This is a genomic window from Streptomyces sp. NPDC029159 (assembly GCF_055564055.1).
On sequence record NZ_JBVHWT010000002.1, the window covers coordinates 519,591 to 538,211 of the forward strand.

Below are 18,621 nucleotides of genomic sequence, written 5' to 3' on the forward strand. Positions count from 1 at the left end.
CTACTGCTCCCCCTCGCAGATCCTGACGACCAGGTTCGCAGGGAGGGAAATGCCCTGCATCCTGGCCACCAACCCGGTGCCGGTGCGGTGCCACAGCACGCTGTCGCCCAGGCGCGCGAAGCCGTACTCCGTGAGCATCCCGGGGGTCAGCACCGCCCCGTCGGTCTCGACGAGTACCAGGTCCGCACCGGGGTCGAAATCGCTGGGCGCGGCGAGCCCGGCGGCCCGGCGCAGCAGCGCCATGACGATGTCCGGGGCGTTGGCGTCGTCCCAGAACATCGCCCCGCGCAGATGCAGGACACGCGGTGGCTGCCCGTCGCCCCGGCCGCCCGTCGCGAGCAGCGGCGCCACGGGGCTCTCCGCCGTCAGCGCCTCGGCGTCCAAGGTGCCGAGCCGGTAGCGGATGTGGCCGAGCGCCGAGCCGGTATGCGCCGATGCGTCGGAGCCGGCCCATTCGGTGACCTCGACCCGTCCGAGGACCCGATCCTGGTTGACGACGAGCGGTACCAGGAGAGCAGGGACGGCCGGGGCGGTGTCCTGGGCGGCACCGGGTGGGTGCGCCGGGGTGGCGTCCAGGTTGGCGAGCGGCAGCGGTGCCGGTGCCGGGCGGCCCGGCGCCTGCTCCGCCGCGGGCTCCTGGTCCTGCGGCACCGGAGCCGACAGGGTCTGCGGTGCCGGTGCTGTCGCCTGCGGCGTGGTGGCCTGTGTGGCAGGCGGTGCGAGCGTCCGTGGCGGTGACGCCGGGGCGTGGTGCGGCAGGAGCTGCTGGAACTCCTCCACCGGCGGCACCACGAACTGCTCCGGCCCCGGCACGGTGATCGTGACCTGGAGCGAGGTGTCCTCGTCGCCGCTGTTCACCCCCTCATCGGTCCAGGAGCTGACGGGGTGCGGTGCGGCGGTGCTGCGGCTGCCGGAGCCCGAGCCGCCGGTCTGGTGGGCCGAGTTCTCCGGGGCGGAGCGGTCGCGCCGGGGCGCGCCACCCACGCGGCGCCGCTTGCGCCGGTCCTCCGTGCCGATCCAGGAGGCGACGGTGTCCGGCGTGCCCTCGGGCAGACCGTCGACCAGCGCCAGCGGTTCGCCGGCGAGGAATGCGGTGCGCTGCTCCTCGGTGAGCAGGTCCTGCACCTGCTGGGGGAGGGCGGCGAGGTCGTCCGCACGCTGCGCCCGGGACGCGGTTTCCGCCACGGCATGTGCCGCTGCGGGGCCTTCCACGAACAGGGCCCTCGTCACCCGCGCGATCGCGTCGGCCAGGCCCGCCCGGCGTCGGTCCGCCTCGGCGTCGGTGCCGATGACCGGGGGCCACCGCAGAATCCCGGACGCGAGCCCGGCCCGCTCCTGGTCGCCGTACGCCACCAGCTCCTGCGGGGTGAGGTCGTAAGCCTCCGCGACCTGTGCCAGAGCCAGGGGAACGGCCCCCAGTTCCTGCGCCAGTCGTACGAGGTGTGCTGCGTCTTCGCCCACGAGGTTCAGGGCGAGCAGAGTGCGGGGCACGGTGCGGAGCTGTTCGGCCAGTTGCACCAGGCGGGGCCGCGACTCGTGCGGCAGGTCGAGGACGTGGGAGAGGTTCACCAGGTCCCGGGCGTGGAACCAGGGGTGGCGGGCCGCGTCGTCGAGTGCGTGGAACCGTTCCGGGGCCAGCCCCAGATCCTGGGCGCGCCAGGCGGCGACGGCCGGGAGCACGCCGTCGTGGTGTGCGACGGCGTACTCCCACAGCTCGCGGAGTCGCCAGGGTGCGGTGTTCTCGTAGCCGTTCTCCGGCAGCAGGGGCGCCTGCGGGTCGTGCACCGCCAGGTGTTGGACGAGTGACGCGAGTTCGTCGAAACCGGCGTCCCAGGTATGGAGCGCGGTGAGCAGCTCGATGACGCGGGGTGCCTCGTTTCCGCCGCGCTCGGTCACGTCCAGGACATCGAACCCCAGCTCCTCCAGCAGCGGTTCGAATTCCTCATCCCGCCAGTCGAGGAGGGTGTCGCCCTGCTCCGCGAGGTTTTGGAGGTAGTCCTTGAACGCGGTGAGCAGAGGGTGCTGTTCGTCCGCCAGGCCGAGGGTGTCGGTGAGGTACCGGAGGTTGAACGCCACGGCCGGATCGACGTGCAGTTCTTCGGCGAGTGCGCGGACCTCGTCCACCACGGGCCGTTCGATGTCCGCACTGTACTCGTAGAGGACATGCATCAGGTCGCTGTGCGCGCCGGCCTCGTGGACGTAGTCGGCGATGGCCGCGAAGGTGACGTCGGCGTCGAGGAGCTCCCGGTACTGCTCGGCGCTCCGGTTGCCCCCGGCGTTGCCGACGCGGCCTGCCTGGGAGGCGACCTCCTCCTCCACAGCCGCCATCAGCTCCTCCCCGCCAGGGGGCAGCGGGAGTTCCTGCCGGATGTCGACCTGCATGACGATCGCCCTGACGGCGGCGGAGTCGTCGATGCGTTCGAGGAAGGCGGGGAAGTCCTCGTGGCGCATCGCGTCGAACGGGTGCCCGGCCATCAGGTGGAACAGGTGCAGCGGCGAGAGCCACCGTCCGGCCCATTGCCGTTCGGCGGCGTTGCCGGGGCCGGTGAACGCGGGGTCGGACAGGGTCCGGAACAGCCAGGCACGGTCCTGCGGGTCGTAGGCCCGCGCCAAGGCGGCGAAATCCCGGAGGATCTGCCAGTACTCCGCGGGGTCCGGGAGGCCGAAGACGCGGCAGAAGTGCTCGATGGCGGCCTGCTCGTCGTCCAGCAGTCCTGGCTGTACCGACCAGTGGGTGCCGGGGAGGGTTCCCTGCCGGACCGGGGCCTGGGCGAGTCCGTCGAGCGCTGCGACGATCCGCTGTACCTCCGGGCCGGACTCCTGGAACTGCCCGCGGGCCAGCGGGGCGAACAGCTCCCGCAGAACATCGGGTGCGGCGAGCGAGTGGAGTGTGTCCAGCCGCAGGGGGCGGTGCCTGAGCACCTGGTGGAGGGCGTGGGGGGTGTCGCTCAGTCCGAGGGCGTCGAGCGACTCCTGGAGGGCCTCCGGATCCGGGACCTCACCCGTTGCCCGGGCCAGGGCGGCGAACTCGGCCATCGAGATGTCGAGCATGTGGTGCAGGGTGCCCAGACGCAGCACCTGTTCGGTGGTGAAGCCCGTGAGTACGCTGCCGTGTTCCTGACGCAGGGCGGACGCGACCACGCCGGACACGGGCAACGGCGCGAGGCCTCCCCGTGCCGGAGGGGGATTGACGCTGTATGCGGGCAGTTCGACGAGGTCGGTGTAGGACGGCGGGCGCGCACCGGTGCCGGCCTCCGGCACCGGGTTGATCACCGTGCCTTCGGCATCGATCTCGCTGAGGGACCTGCGGAAGTCCATGTGGCGCTGCATGCGCCGGGCTTCCGTGCCGATCCAGGACCCGATGGTGCCCGGCGCCGTCGCGGACAAGCCGGGCCGCAGCGTCACGGGTGTGCCGGCGAGGAACGCGGTGTGCTGTTCTTCGGTGAGCGTCACCGGCTCGCCCGCGAGGAATGCGGTGCGCTGTCCGTCGGTGAGCCGGTCCCGCACCTGCCGGGGCAGGGCGGCGAGGTCCTGGGCACGCTGGTGGTCCGACGCGGCCGCTGCCGCCTGGCGAGCTGCTGCCAGGCCGTTGCGGAACAGTGCCCTCGTGACGTGGTCGGCCGCGTTGCTCAGCGCTGCCCGGCGGCGGTTGGTCTCGTCGTCGTTGTAGGGGCCGAGGACCGAGGGCCACCGCAGGAACTGGGCCCCCAGCCAGGGCCGTGCCTGTGCGCCGGACGCCAGCAGGGCCTGCGGGGTGACGCCGCAGGCGGCGGCGACCTCGGCCAGTGCGTAGGGCATTTCACCTATGGCCTGGGCCAGGGCCACGAGGTGTGCTGCGTCCTGGCCGGTCAGGCCGAGGGCGAGCAGGTCGCGGGGCACGGTGCGGAGCTGTTCGGCGAGGTCGACGAGGTCGGGTCGTGCCTCCGCGGGGAGATCGAGGTCGTGGGCGAGGTCCACCAGTTGCCGGGCGTCGAACCAGGGGTGGCGGGAGGTGTCGTGGAGTGCGTCGAAGCTTTCTCGGGTCAGCCCCAGCTCCCGCCGCAGTTCCTGGGCGGAGTTCTCCTCCGGTGCCTGGGCGGAGGCAGAGCCCTCCCCGGAGTTCTGGTGGTGCGGTGCGGCGGTGCTGCGGCTGCCGGAGCCGGAGCCGGAGCTGGAGCCGCCGGTCCGGTTGGTCGCCTCCTCCGGGGCGGAGTTGTCGCGTCGGCTGCTGGGCGTGCCGCCCACGAGGCGCCGCCTGCGCTGGTCCTCCGTGCCGATCCAGGACGCGACGGTGTCCGGTGCGTGCGGGGGGAGTCCGGCGCGCTGGGCCGGGGACAGTTCCACCCGCTCGCCGGCGAGGAAGGCGGTGCGCTGTTCGTCGGTGAGCAGGTCCCGGACCTGCTCGGGGAGGGCCGCGAGGTCGTCCGCACGCTGTGTCTGCGACACGGCCGTCGCGGCTGCCTGCGCTGCTGCCGGGCCGTTGCGGAACAGTGCCCTCTCCACCTGCCTGACCGCGTTGCCCAGCGCCACCCGGCGACGGCGGGCCTCCTCGTGGGTGCCGATGGTCGGGGGCCACCGCAGGATGCCGGAAGCGAGCCGGAGCCGTTCCTGAGTGCCGCCCGCCAGGAGTTCCTGCGGGGTGACCCGGTGGGCCGTGGCGACCTCGGCCAGTGCGTAGGGGACGTCGCCCAGTGCCCGGGCCATGTCCACCGAGCGTGCTGCCGCCGGGCCGGTCAGGCCCAGGGCACGCAGGGCGCGGGGCACGGCGCCGAGCTGTTCGGCCAGTTCCACCAGGCGGGGCACCGACTCCGGGGGCAGCGCGAGGTCGTGGGCGAGGCCCACCAGCTCCCGGGCGTGGAACCACGGGTGCCGGCGCGCGTCATCGAACTCGGTGAACCGCTGCCGGCTCAGTCCCAGTTGCCGGGCGCGCCAGGTGGCAAGGGCTGGGACGAGGGCGTCACGGTGCGCGACGGCGTACTCCCACAGCGCGCGACGCTGCTGATGCGTCCATTGGCCGTAGCGGGGCGTCCGCCTCCCCGGCGGTGCCACGTATTCCGCGAGAGTGGGAAGCTCCTCGATTCCCACGCCCCATGTGTGGAGTGTGGTGAGCAGCGAGATCACGGAGGAGGCTTCCTCGCTGCCGGGCAGGACCGGGTTCAGGACGCCGATGCCGTGCTGTGCCAGCAGCGCTCCGAGGTCCCCATGGGCCCAGCGGAGGAGGGTGTCGCCCTCCTCTGCGCGGCCCTGGAGGTAGCCCGTGAACACGCCGAGCAGATGGTGCTGTCCGTCCGGCAGGCCGAGGGCGTCGGCGACGCGCAGGAGGGTGACGGCCAGTACCGGAGCGACGTGCAGTTCTTCGGTGAGTGCGCGGACGTCGTGCACCACGGGGCGTGCGGCGGTCGCGCTGTCCTCGTAGAGGGCGTGGATCAGGTCGCTGTCCGCGCCGGCAGCCTCGTGGAGGTAGTCGGCGATGGCCGTGAGTGTGATGTCGTTGTCGGCGAGACGCCGGTACTGCGCGACGGTGCCGAAGCGGAGTACGTGGTGGGCGACGTGGCGTTCCATCGCCGCCATGAGCGCGTGTCCGCCGGGGGCCAGCATGTACTCGTGCTGGATGTCGACGCCCATGATGAGCGAGCGGTTGGCCGCGGCATCGTCGATCCGGTCGAGGAAGTGGGCGAAGTCTTCGTTCCGCATCTCGTCGAACGGATGCCGGGCCATCAGGAAGAACACGTGCATCGGCGAGAGCCACCGTCCGGTCCACCGCCGTTCGGCGGCGTTGCCGGGGCCGGTGAACGCGGGGTCGGACAGGGCCCGCAGCAGCCAGGCCCGGTCCTGTGTTCCGTAGGCCCTGGCGAGGGTGGCGAAGTCCTGGAGCAGCCGCCGGTTCTCCTCGGTGACCGGGAGGCCGAAGGTGTGGAGGAAGTGCGCGAGGGCGGCGTGTTCGTCGTCGAGCAGTCCGGGCTGTACCGACCAGTGGGCGCCCAGCACCGCTCCTTGCAGGGCGGGGCGTCGGGCCAGATCGTCGAGGGCCTCGACGACTTGTTGCACCTCCGGGCCGGACTCCGGGATCTGCGGGCGGGCCAGTGGCGCGAACAGCTGCCGCAGCACGTGGGGTTCGGCGAGCGAGTGGAGTGTGTCCAGTCGGAGGGGGCGCTGCCTGAGTACGTGGTGGAGGGCGCGGGGGTGGTTGCTCAGGCCGAGGGCGTCGAGTGAGGCCCGGAGGGTTTCGGGCTCCGGGACTTCGCCTGTGGCGTGGACCAGGGCGGTGAGGTCTTCCATCGGGATGTCCAGGACATGCTGGATGTCCAGCATCTGCTGGAGGGGACCCAGGTCGAGGCCATCCTGCGCCGGAGGCGGTTCTTCGCTGTATCCGGGCGGATCGATGACGTCGGCGTAGGCCGGTGGGCGGGCACCGAGAGCGGCGGACGGTGCGGTGTCGATCATCAGGCCCTCGACGTCGACTTCACCGAGGGGTTCGGAGTAGTCCATGCGGCGGCGCCTGCGCTGGTCGTCCGTGCCGATCCAGGACGCGGTGGTGCTTGGCGCCTGCCGGGGTGTGCCGGCTCGCAGCCTCACGGGTCCGTCGGCGAGGAAGGCGGTGCGCTGTTCGGCGGTGAGCGTTGCGGGTTCGCCGTCGAGGAAGGCGGTGCGCTGTTCTTCGGTGAGGGTGAGGGGGGCGCCGGTGAGGAGCGCGGTGTGCTGTTCGGCGGTGAGTGCCACGGGATCGTCGGCCAGGAGCGCGGTGCGCTGTTGGGCGGTGAGGACGACAGGTTCGTCGGCGAGGAACGCGGTGCCCTGCTCGGCGGTGAGCTCCACTTCCTGGCCGGTCAGGAACGTGGCGCGCTGCCGTTCGGTGAGCAGGTCCTGTACCCGCCGGGGGAGGGCGGTGAGGTCGTTTGCGCGCTGTGCTTGTGAGACGGCGTCCGCCGCTGCCTGTGCTGCTGCGGGTCCTTCCTGGAACAGCGTCCTCGTCACCTGCGTGATCGCGTTGCCCAGGGCCCTCCGGCGACGGCGGGCCTCGGGATCGTCGCCGGGGCCGAAGACCGGGGGCCACCGCAGGAACTGGGACGCGAGCCAGGTCCGTCCCTGGCCGTTGAGGGTCACCAGTACCTGCGGGGTGGTGCGGGAGGCCGCGGCGACCTCGGCCAGTGCCAGCGGAACGACGCCCAGAGCCTGGGTCGTGGTGATGAGGTGCGCTGCGTCCGCGCCGGTCAGGCGCAGGTCGCGCAGGGCGTGCGGTACGGCACCGAGCTGCTCGGCGAGGTCCGCCAGGAGGGGCCGGGCCTCTTCGGGCAGGTCGAGGTGGTGGCCGAGGTCCACCAGTTCCCGGGCATGGAACCAGGGGTGGCGGGCGGGGTCGTTGAGGAGGTCGAACCGGTCCTGGGGCAGTCCCAGTTGCTGCGCGCGCCATGCGGCGACGGTCGGGAGGAGGGCATCGCGGTGCGCGACGGCGTACTGCCACAGCACGCGGCACCGCTCGGGTGTCGCTTCGTCGAAGCTGCCCGCCAGCTCCGGTGCCTGGGGGTCCTGTGCCGTCAGGTACTCGATGAGTGCCGGGAGTTCCTCGATACCGGCGTCCCATGTGCGGAGCGCGGTGAACAGCGAGATGACGTGGGCGGCTTCGGCCCTGCCGCGCTCGCTCGGTCCTTCGGCGTCGAACAGGTCATCGACATCGAAGCCGTACTCCTCCAGCAGCGGTTCGAATTCCTCATCCGTCCAGTGGAGGAGGGCGTCGCCTCGGTCCGCGCGGCCTTGGAGGTGGCCCGTGAGTACGTGGAGCAGGTGGTGCTGTCCTTCCTGCAGGCCGAGGACGTCGGCGACGCGCAGGAGGGTGACGGCCGGGGCCGGGCCGACGTGCAGCTCTTCGGCGAGTGCGCGGACGTCGTCCACCAGGGGGCGTTCGACGGTTGCGCTGTACTCGTAGAGGGCGTGGATCAGGTCGCTGTCCGCGTCGGTCCCGTGGACGTGGTCGGCGATGGCTGTGAGCGTGATGCCGTTGCCGACGAGACGCCGGTACTCCGCGGCGCTCCGGTCGCCTCCGGTGTCGCCGATGCGGCCTGCCTGGTGGGCGACCCACCCCGTCAGCGCCGTCATGAGCGCATGCTCGCCGGGGGGCGGCGCCAACTGCTGCCGGACGTCTGCCTCCATGTCGGCAGCGGCGGAGCCGATCCGCTCCTGGAAGTCGACGAAGTCCTCGTAGCGCATCTCGTCGAACGGGTACTCCGCCATCAGGAAGAACACGTGCATCGGTGAGAGCCACCGTCCGGTCCACCGCCGTTCGGCGGCGTTGCCGGGGCCGGTGAACGTGGGATCGGACAGGGCCCGCAGCAGCCAGGCCCGGTCCTGTGGTCCGTAGGCCCTGGCGAGGGTGGCGAAGTCCTGGAGCAGTCGCCGGTTCTCCTCGGTGTCCGGGAGGCCGAAGGTGTGGAGGAAGTGCGCGAGGGCGGCGTGTTCGTCGTCGAGCAGTCCGGGCTGTACCGACCAGTGGGCGCCCGGCACCGCGTCTCGCAGGGCGGCGTCCTGCAGCAGTTCGTCGAGCCCGGCGGAGACCTGCAGCACCTCCGGGCCGCCCTCCTCGACCTCGCGGCCGACCAGGGGGGCGAACAGGTCCCGCAGGACGTGTGGTGCGGCGAGGGAGTGGAGTGTGCCCAGTTGGAGGGGGCGCTGCCTGAGCACCTGATAGAGGGCGTGGGGCGTGTCGGTCAGTCCGAGGATGCCGAGCGATTCATGGAGGGCTGCCGGATGCGGGATTTCCTGCATGGCCAGGACCAGGGTGATGAGGTCGTCCATCACGATGCCGAGGAGGTCGGGCAGGGGGCCGAGGAGCAGGATCTGCTCGGTGGTGAAGCCCGCGAGAGCGTCGCCGTGTTCTTCGATCAGGGCGGCCGCGGCCATCGACGTCGCGTCGGTCTCCGAGCCCTCGTCGTCGGTCCGGCTGCTGTGCCGGTCTTCCGTGCCGCCGGTCCAGGACACGACGCGGCGCAGTGCGCTCCGGGGCGGAGCGGTGCGCTGCTCGTCGGTCTGCCGGGGAAGGGCGGCGAGGTCGTCCGCACGCTGCGCCTGCGACGTGACGTCCGCCGCTTCCTGCGCCGCTGCCGGGCCGTTGTTCACCGGTTCCCGGGCGGGGTCCTCCGCCGGTACCTGGGCGGAGGCAGAGTTCCCCCAGGAGGCGAAGAGATGCTCGGGGACGTCTGTATCGGATGTATCGGAGCTGCTCGAACCGGAACCGCCGGCCTGGAGGGAGGTACGCAACGAGGCGAAGATGTCGTCCAAGTCGCGGGGCGTGCCGCCCACGAGACGCCGCCTGCGCCGCTCCTCCGTGCCGATCCAGGACCTGAGGGTGTCCGGGGTGCTCCGGGGCAGACCGGTCCGCTGCTCTTCGGTGAGCGTCACCGGCTCACCGGCGAGGAACGCGTGGCGCTGCTCTTCGGTGAGCCGGTCCTGCACCCGCAGGGGGAGGGCGGCGAGGTCGTCCGCACGCTGTGCCTGGGAGACGGCTTCCGCGGCCGCGCGGGCCGCTGCGGGCCCGCCCAGGAACAGCGTTCTCGTCACGCGCCTGATCGCGTGGTCCAGGCCGGCCCGGCGACGGTTGGCCTCGGCGTCGGTGCCGATGATCGGGGGCCAGCGCAGGATCCGGGACGCGAGCCCGGCCCGCCCCTGGGCGCCGGACGCCATCAGCTGCTGCGGAGTGGTGCCGAACTCCTCCGCGACTTCGGTCAGCGCCAGTGAGAGGGTGCCCCACTCATGGGCGAGTCGCACCAGTTCGGCGGCGGCCCGGCCGGTCACTCCCAGGCTCAGCAGCGCGTCCGGCACACCTTCCAGCCGCTCGGTGAGCGCCACGAGGTCCGGCAACGCGTCCGCCGGCAGCGCCAGCGCGCCGGCGAGGTTCCGCACCGGCTGCGTGGCGTCCACCGGGAGGGAGACGGTCTGCAGCGACGTGTCCGGTTCCTCGGCGTCGGCGTCGACGTCCGCCACGGCGAGCGCGGGCGCCTGCGCGGTGACGTGGACGTAACCGTCGTCCGTACCGCTCTCCTGCCACGTCACGGTGTACGCCGCCGTGGCCGGGTCCGCGGCCAGCTCGTCGTGGACGTACGCCTCCTCGAACGCCTGGCGCGTCAGGGGCTCGCCGTACGCGAGGACGGTGGTGTCGTCGACCGCTTGGACGCGCCACAGCAGGGCGCCGGGGGTGGCCGGAAGTTGCTGGGCCCGGACCAGGTCCAGAAGGAGGGGGTCCTGCCGGTCCGCGGCGTGCCGTGGCGGGACGAAACGGCCGGACGGCGTGTGGATGGCGGTGCGCGGCGCGTCGCCGAGACCCAGCAGGGTGGCCTCCGGTGAGTACCGCAGGGCCAGCAGGTCCGACACCCGGAAGACGAGGCCGAGGCTTTCGCCGCCGTAGCGGAGGGCGCCGCGCTCGTTGGCGCCGTGGAGCACCACCTTGACGTAGGCGTCCGCGAAGTCATGGGTGTGCCAGAGAGTGGTCTGCGCGGTGCCGTCGACGCGGCTCATCGCCCAGCCGGAGCTGGTGACGGACAGGCCGGCGGAGCGGTTGAACGACATCGGGCCGCTCACCGTGGCGACCGGCGCCTGCTCGCCCTCGCCCAGCGGGACGGCCTGGCCCCAGCCGGCCGAGAGACCCTGGCCCAGGCTCGTACCGAACGACATCCCGTTGTTCTGGGAGCCGTAGTCGCTGCGCTCGGACGTCCCCGGACGCCAGCCGAGGGACGCGCCCTGCGCGGCGGGCAGCACGGCGATGTCGAGCACACCGGTGGTGTCGGTGAACGGGCCGCCCAGGCTGCGCAGCGCCGGGCCGACGGCGGCCGGGGTGCCGGTGAGGCCGTGGAGCAGCACATGGCGGGTGAGGACGTGCGGGTCGAAGTACCGGTGCAGACCGTCCTGCGAGAACTGCCCGTCGCGGACCAGATCACCGAGGCCCGAGCCGTGGTTTCGCAGCGCCGCCGTCACCTGATCGAACAACTGCCGTACCGCGTCGGGGTGGAAGACCACGCTCACGGACTTCTGGGACAGCTCGGACGCGGCGATCGCGAACCGGTCGGCGCGCGCGAGATCGGTGTCCGGACTCGGGGCGATCAGCTGGGTGACGACGGGCCGCGGTCGCCGCGTGGTGGGCAGGTGGTCCGGCAACTGCGCCAGCGGGACGGTGATCTCCTCGCGCAGCGTGACCCGCCCCGTGTGCACGGTGGGCCCGCTCATCGCCTGGAAGGCGCGGGCGGCTTGGCGGGCCAGATCGAGGCTGAGGGTGTTGACGCCGCGGGACGGCACCACCGACCGGCGGAGGCTGATCTCCAGCACCCCGTCCAGCCGGAAGGTGGCCAGGGTGCCGGAGACGGTGTACCCGTCATGACGGCGGGTCAGCACGCTCGTGCTGAGGCTCTGCGACGTACTCGTCGAGTGGCTCAGCGACGCCGAGCCGCCCGAGAACATCGGGGTGAGCGCGTGGCCCGTCGCCGTGCCGCGGCTCCTGCCGAGTTCCTGGCGGGTGTTCCACTGGGTGTAGCGGCTGACGGTGCCGGGTGTGAGCCGGTGGGTGAAGCGCGCGCCGCGTCCTTCGGGGTCGCGGTGGAGGCGGAACACCAGTTGCAGATGGGTGGTGTGGCCGGTTCCGGGCACGGTGGTGTGCAGCACCATCCCGGCGCCGGTCATGGCGTCGGCCATCGCGTGCAGGGTGCGCGGGGTGAGGACCGTGTCCAGGGTGCCGGCCAGCGCCGTGCCAGGCGTCTGCGGCGACCACTGGGAATCCAGGGCGGCCTTGGCGTGGGTGGTGAGGAGCGCCCCGACCTCCGTCATCACCTTCTGGGTGAGGGTGGCGGGGCTCTCCAGGTCGTCCCCGTGCTCCGCCGCCTCCGCCAGGTCGCTCGCGTCGGCGGACGGCAGGAAGCGTTCGCTGACCGACGCCGGCGGCAGTGCGGTGACCGGCAGCGAGTCGGGGACCGTCCGCTCCTCGGCGGGGTCGACGGCCGGCCACTGCGGGGTGAGGAAGGTGATGCCCTGCGGGATCTCCACCTGGTCCGTCTCGACCTCCGGCGACCAGTCGCGGAGCTGGTTGACGTTCTTGGACTGCACCGTCAGATGCCACACCACCCGCCCCGTGCGGGGGCGGTGCGGCAGCGCGCCGCGCGCCACGAAGCTGCCCGGGCAGACGTTGGTGATCTCCGCGAGGCTGCGGCCCTTGCTCGGGGAGGAGGACCGCTCGTACCCCAGCCCGCCCGTCGTGTCCCCCGAGCCGCCGGTGAAGGTGGCGGAGTGGGCGTGGTTGAGGTGGTTGGTGGTGACGCTGCGGACGTCGGAGAAGCCCGCGGAGTACTCCGCGAGATCCATGGTCGACAGCGTGACCGGCTCACCGGCGTCCACCACATCGGTGATCTCCGCGCGGAAGAGCAGCCGGACCCGGCGGTTGGTCAGCACCCCGTCCAGGACCACCTGGGTGGCCGCCGAACCGGCGCCGGTGTGCAGCGCCGCCACCAACTGGTCGTGGGTGAGCGCCGTCTCCAGATGGACCCGCGCCTGGTGGGCCGGGACGCCGTGCGCCGTCAGCAGCTCCAGGGCGCGCCGGCGCAGCGCGGCGGTGCCGGACACCCCGAGTACCCGGTCGTGCTGGGTGAGGGTGACCGGTCCGGGCGCCGGCGCGGTGACCGGTGCGGCCGGGACCGGTGCGGCCACCGGGATCAGCCAGCGCGCCTCGGCCTCGATCACCCGCGGCCGGGCGGGCGACTGCCCGGTCCGTGCCGTGCCGCCGGAGTCCGAGGGGCGCAGCGCGCGCACCAGACGGTGCACCGCCCCGGTCAGGCCGGGCGCCGGAACCTTCCGTACGGTCACGGACGTGAGCAGCCGCACCCGGTACGTCAACTGGTGTGCGGGACCCGCGTAGTTGAGGCCGGACAGCAGATAGGCGTAGGACGTCAGGCCCTGCTTGGCGGTGTGGCTGCGGGAGAACAGCTGGACATCGCTCCCGTGGCCGGCGTGGGGGCCCCAGCCGGTCGCCACGCCCACGCTCAGTGCCAGCTTGGTGCTGTGCGACTGGGAGTTGGCGAAGTCCCGCATGGCGCTCGGCCACAGGTCGAACCCGGCCGCTGCCAGATGGACCGCGGACAGCGGTGCGATGCCCTCCCCGGGCCCGGCGGGCACCCGCTCGGCACGCACCTGGAAGTGGACCGTCTCGGTCTCCCCGTCGGCCAGCGGCCGGACGAAGGTACGGCGCAGCCCCTGCTCATCGAGGGCGGCGGACGGGTCCCGGTCGCCGAACAGCTCCGTGAAGCGGGCGCTCAGCGACTGGGTGTGGAAATGGGTGTCCAGGAATGTCTCCAGGGCCACCAGCTCCGCCGCCGTCCACTCCGGCGCACCGGTGGACCGCCGCTCGTGCAGGAACTGCTCGCGCAGCTGCTCCCGGACGTCCGTGTGGTGCCCGTGCCGCGTCAGGCCGGACAGCCCGACCGGGCCGTACAGGCCCGAACTGCCCGTCGGCTGCGTCAGCTCGTCCGGGATCACCGGCGCGGGGGAGTCGGCCTGCGTCGGGTACGTGATCGGCACCGGAGGCTGGGGCAGGCCGCCCCGGCTCTCGTCTTCCACGATGCTGTGCAGCGCGTGCTGGAAGGCGTCGGCCAGCTCCTCGGGCACCCGTACGACGGCCGCGACGTTCTCGCGGAACTCCCGGCCGAGGTGGTCGCCGAGCGGCCGCACCCCGGCCTCCAGCCGGACGGTCAGCAGGAACGGCACGCTCCGGCCGTTGAAGCGGGCGCTGTGCCAGCGTCCGCCGCCGGTGTCGCCCGCGGAGGTGAACGACGCGGACGTACCGACGTCGAGCTTCACCGGGAACTGGAAGGCGGGCAGGGCGGTGCCCAGGCCGGTGGTCTCGCCGGCGGAGAAGGAGAAACCGCCGCCGGTGGAGGCGGAGGCGCCCTGCAGCTCCAGCCAGCGCAGATTGAGCACGGTCGGCAGGGCGCTCGCGTCGCCGATCCGCTCGACACCGGTCACCTGCCCCGACAGCCCGCCCTGCAACGTCCGGCCGCCGCGGAGCGGCACCGGCGGCAGCGTCATCCCGCCGTTCAGGATGCGGGCGAGGTCGTTGAGCACGCTCAGTTCGCCGAGCCGGTTGTGCAGATACTCGTGGAGCGGGCTGCTGGGCCGGGCGTCGGCCGGGTAGGCGTGGATCAGCTGGTCGCGCAGGCGCCCGAGCCCGCCGATGTGCTGCCCGACGGAGAAGAACCGCAGGACCTCCTGCGTGAACCGGCGGCGCAGCGCGTCGGGCGCGGCGGCGGGCAGCGTGGCGTGCCACGGCGTGACGGTCCGGTTCGTGGCCGGCTCCACCAGCTCGGTGGGGAAGGCGACGAGGAGTTCGCCCTGCTCCGAGCGGGTCCGGCCCTGTACCGGCACCCCCGGGCCCGCCGTGGTGACCTCCAGCCGGACATCGGCGAAGGTGAAGTGCGCCAGCTCGCCGCTGTAGCCCAGGGACGGGTTGGTGTACGCGTTGGTGCTCCGGCTCTGGTCGTACGAGCGGGACGACGACAGGCCGACGCTCGCCTTGGGGGTGACCGGGACGTTGCCCGGCGCCAGCGGCACCTTGACGGCGGCGCTCAGCCCGACGGAGGCGCCGGCGTTCTCCGAACTGCCCGTCGAACGGTTGGTGGTCGCCTCCTGCGGGCCGATCAGCTTCTCGCCGTACGGCCGGTAGGGCGAGGCGGTGGGGGTGGCGCGGTGGCGGTGGATGCCGGCCAGCCGGACGCGGACGGTGTGCTCGGCGTGCCGGGAGCCGCCGGGCACGATGAGCGTCAGGCCCCCGTCGACGAGCCGCCGGGACAGGTTGTTCGCCCCCAACTGGTCCAGATATCCGCCGAGTTGGGCGCGGACGGAGGACGTCAGGCGGCCGTGGAGCGCCTCGCCGATGTCGCCCGCGGCCGGCAGCAGCGACGCGACCAGGTCACCGAGGACGCCGGAGGGCGGGCCGCCGGGCAGGACGCTGCCGTCGAAGCGGATGTCGCCGAAGGCGACGACGGAGCCGAACAGGCCGAGCGGGAACTGTGCCGACTGCCCGGCGACCCGCTCGACGCCGAAGCCGACCGGCGGCACGGGGGCATCCGGGAAGGTCACGTGCAGTTCGTCGTACGTCCGGATCTCCTGGTCCGCCGGGGCGGCGAAGACCTGCTCCGTCCCGACCGGGCGGGAGGCCGGTGCGGTTGCGGGGAACTCGTAGAACTCGATGACCTCTTCGACGATTTCCTCGAAGATGCCGCTCCCGTCGTCGGCCTCGTCGTGGAGTCCGCCGTCGGTCCCGCCGTCGCCCTCCTGGGCCGTTGCGCCGACCGTTCCCGTGGCCGGGCCGGTGGAGAGCCAGTAGGTCTCGAAAACCTCGTAGACCTCGTCCGCGAACTCTTCGCTCGCCATGACGGCCGTGTCCGGCTCGGACGCCGCGGGGAGGAGGCCGCGCGTGTCCTGCAGCGTGCCGGTGGACGAGGGGGCCGCGGCGTCGAGCGCGCGCAGGGCGTCGAGGTCGGCGGGGAGTTCGGGGAAGAGGTCCGCGTCGTCGCCCAGCGCGCGCAGGGCGGACGGCTCCGTGAGCAGCCTGCCGGTGGCGTCCACGTCGACGGAGTCGACGGTGACCGGACCGGCGGGCAGCAGCACAGCGGCGTCGGTGTGCCACAGGGGGCCGCCGGACTCGGTCCAGAGCACCCGGCCGTCGAGGTTGACGGCGAGCAGCGACGGGCGCGGGGCGCCGAACCGTACGAGCGAGGTCGCCCCCGGACCGGCTGCCAGGAGCTGCGCGGCGACCTGCCGGGCCGCGACCGGAGGCACGGTCCCGCGGGGCACGGCGGCCAGGCGGTACCGCAGCGTGAGCCACTGGTCGAGGAGGGCCGGCGGCTCGACCACGGCGGTCGCCGGTGCGCCCGGCGCCCGGTCGGTGCCGGACGGCGACTGGGGCAGCACGGTGCCGACGTCGATGGTGACGGGGGCCTGGTGGCGGGCCCCGACCGCGCGGAGGCGTTCCACGGTGAGGGGCTGCCCCCGCCGCTTGGCGTCCTGCGCGACGCCGACCAGCAGCCGGCGGCTCTCGTCGTCGATCTGTGTGGTCCGTGTGGTGGGGAAGACCTCCCGGACGAGCCCGTCGAGCACCGCGGGCGTCAGGAGGGCGGGCGCGTGCCCGGCCTCCCGCGCGGCCAGGTCGACCAGTCGGCGCAGGGCGATGAGCCGGGGGACGGCGTGGCCGTGGCCGAACCGCTCCGTGGGGTGGAGCGCGTCGTAAAGCGCCGTCAGGCCGGCGTCACGCAGGGGCTCCAGGGCGCTGTTCGCCCGCCGGCCGCCCAGCCACGCGAGGTGCGGCTCCGCCGGGGCGACGGCCTGGTGCGCCGCCGCGTCCTCGGTCCGCGGCGGCTCCTGAACGGTGTCCCGCGGCGCCTCCTCCACGGTGTCCCGCGGCAGCTCCTTGTTGGACTGCGGCGCCGGCCGCGGTACGTCGATGACGGCGGGCGGCACCATGGCCCCGGCCGGGACCGCAGCGGCGGCGTGCGGCGCCGAGGCCGCGGCCTGCTGCGGGGTGAAGGTCCGCCACGCGCCGCGGTTGCCCTGGGCGTCGTGGTAGAGGAGGAAACTGAATTCCTTGATGTGCGGGGTGGCGGCCACCTTGGTGGTCGGCGCGACGACGTTCATGCCGGTGGCGTCCGCGAGCTGCTGCGCGATGGAGTTGCCCGCCGCGTCGGTGGCCGCCGCCTCGCAGGCGGCCAGCAGGATCCACGCCTTGTTCCCCGCGCGTTCCTTCAGCGCGACGACGCTGTCGCGCCGCCGCAGCATCCGGCCGAAGTGCGTGCCCGACATCCGGACCGGCCTGCCGTTCACCGGAACGGTCAACCAGCCCTTCTCCCCGTGCAGCAGCGCCAGATACAGATCGTCGCCCGCCTGCCAGGGCACGGTGTCGAGATCGCTCCCGGACACCGTGTGCCGGACGAGGTGCCCGCCGTCCCCGTCCGGGACGCGGACCTGCCGCTCGGGGTCGAAGTGCGCGAAGTGCCGCTTGGTGAGGTCGAGATCGGTGTGGGTGAGCAGCCGCTCCCGCATGTCGTCGGCGGTGTGGAAGGAGCGGCCGGCGGGCCGCAGGGAGCCGGGGGAGACGATGAGGAGGTTGTCGATGTCGGCTGCCTTGACCTGCGCGCCGTCCGACGTCGTCAGCTCCAGCTCCGACTCCCGGGCGCCGTCCTCGACGAGTTCCAGCTCCAGCTCCGGCGGCTCGGCCTCGCGCCGGAACCACTCCCGCACGCCCGGGTGCAGCAGCTCCCGCAGCGGAACGGTCTGCTGCGGGGCGTGGTAGGCGGCATACGCCTCGGCGAACCACGCGCCGGGCGTGGCGAACTGGTAGGCGGACACCGCGTGGGCGCGGGCGTCGGCAAGGTAGCTGAGCCACGCGCCGGATTCCGGGTGGGTCTGGTAGATGCGCCCGTCGTGCTCCAGCAGGCCGGCGCCGCCGCCGTCCCGCGTCCACGGCTGGGCCATGGCGTCCCGCAGGAGCGTGACCATGGCCGTCAGCTTCCCGAACAGCTCCGCGTCGCCGTCGGCGAGCTGCTCGGGGATCCGCGCGATCCGCTGCGGGTCCGGCCCGTCGGCCTGCGCCACCGGCGTGAGGTGGGACGTCACCTCCGTGACGAGGCCGTCGAACGTCCGGGCACCCGGGGCGGCCGGGGCGAAGGTGGTTGCGGTGAGACCCGCGAGAGCGAGGAACGCCGTGGCGACCTCGGAGATCTCCCCGCCGGTGTACGTCCGCCAGCCGCCGAACTCCGGCTTGTGGGCGTGCTCCTGCGCCCACCGCGTCCGGGCGTCGACGGAGCGGCCCACCTCGTGCCGCAGTACCCAGTCGACGAGGTTGCCGCGCGGCGGCACACCGGAGATCTGGCGCGGCGCCCCGCTGGGAGCGAGGAGGTCGGCGGTGGCAAGGCTCTCGTGGTCGCCGGGTGTGACGAGATCCCGCACCCACCGCAGCGCGGTGTCGTCGGCACCGGGCCGGGTGGCCAGCCACGACGGCATGCGGAACGGGCGGGTGAGACGGAGGGTCCGGTCGGCGGGTCGCCAGGCGCTGACGGCCGTGCCGGTCGTGTCGCCGGTGACCGCCGTGAGCTGCGGGTTTTCCTCCACGTCGCGGCGCGGCAGGGCGCCGAGAACCTGCTCGATCCGGTCCAGCATCAGGTGGCCGAAGTGATAGCCGTCGTCCGGTCCGGCACCGATGAGCGTGCCGAACCGGCGGCTCAGCTCCGCCTCCCGCGCGCTCGCGCCGGTGTTCCGCAGCCAGCCGCCGACCGTGCGGGCCGGGGCGGCCGCCACCGGATGGGGCTGCGTGGCGCTCTGGGTGTCCGGGGCGGGCAGATCCCAGGCCGGCGCGGAGCCCTGCGGGGCCTGACCGGACGCGTGGGTGCCGGAGGGGGCGGGAGCCGTCTGCTCACCAGGGGTGGCCGTCGAGTCCAGGGCGAGCGAGCGCGCGAACGCGGCGGACAGGTAGGCGGCGGGGTCGGAGAGCCCTTCGGGGATCTCGAACAGGCCCTCGGGATCCGAGGCCGGCAGCATGGTGCGGAGCTCCACCGCCAAGGGGTCGGTCTCGCGCAGCATGTTGTCCCGGATCAGGGTGTCCAAGGTCCGCTTGGCCCAGCCCTG

The 18,621-nt window shown here is 73.2% G+C and carries 1 protein-coding gene (cut by a window edge); it reads right to left on the bottom strand.

The features are described 5' to 3' along the window. A protein-coding gene (locus tag ACZ4U4_RS06485; RefSeq protein WP_467869554.1) for a protein-glutamine glutaminase family protein crosses the window boundary here: on the bottom strand, window positions 1-18,621 show its 3' portion. The gene runs 11,448 nt beyond the window's last position; only the last 18,621 of its 30,069 coding nucleotides appear in the window; the start codon falls outside the window, past its right edge — the gene reads right to left on this strand; it ends in the stop codon at window positions 1-3.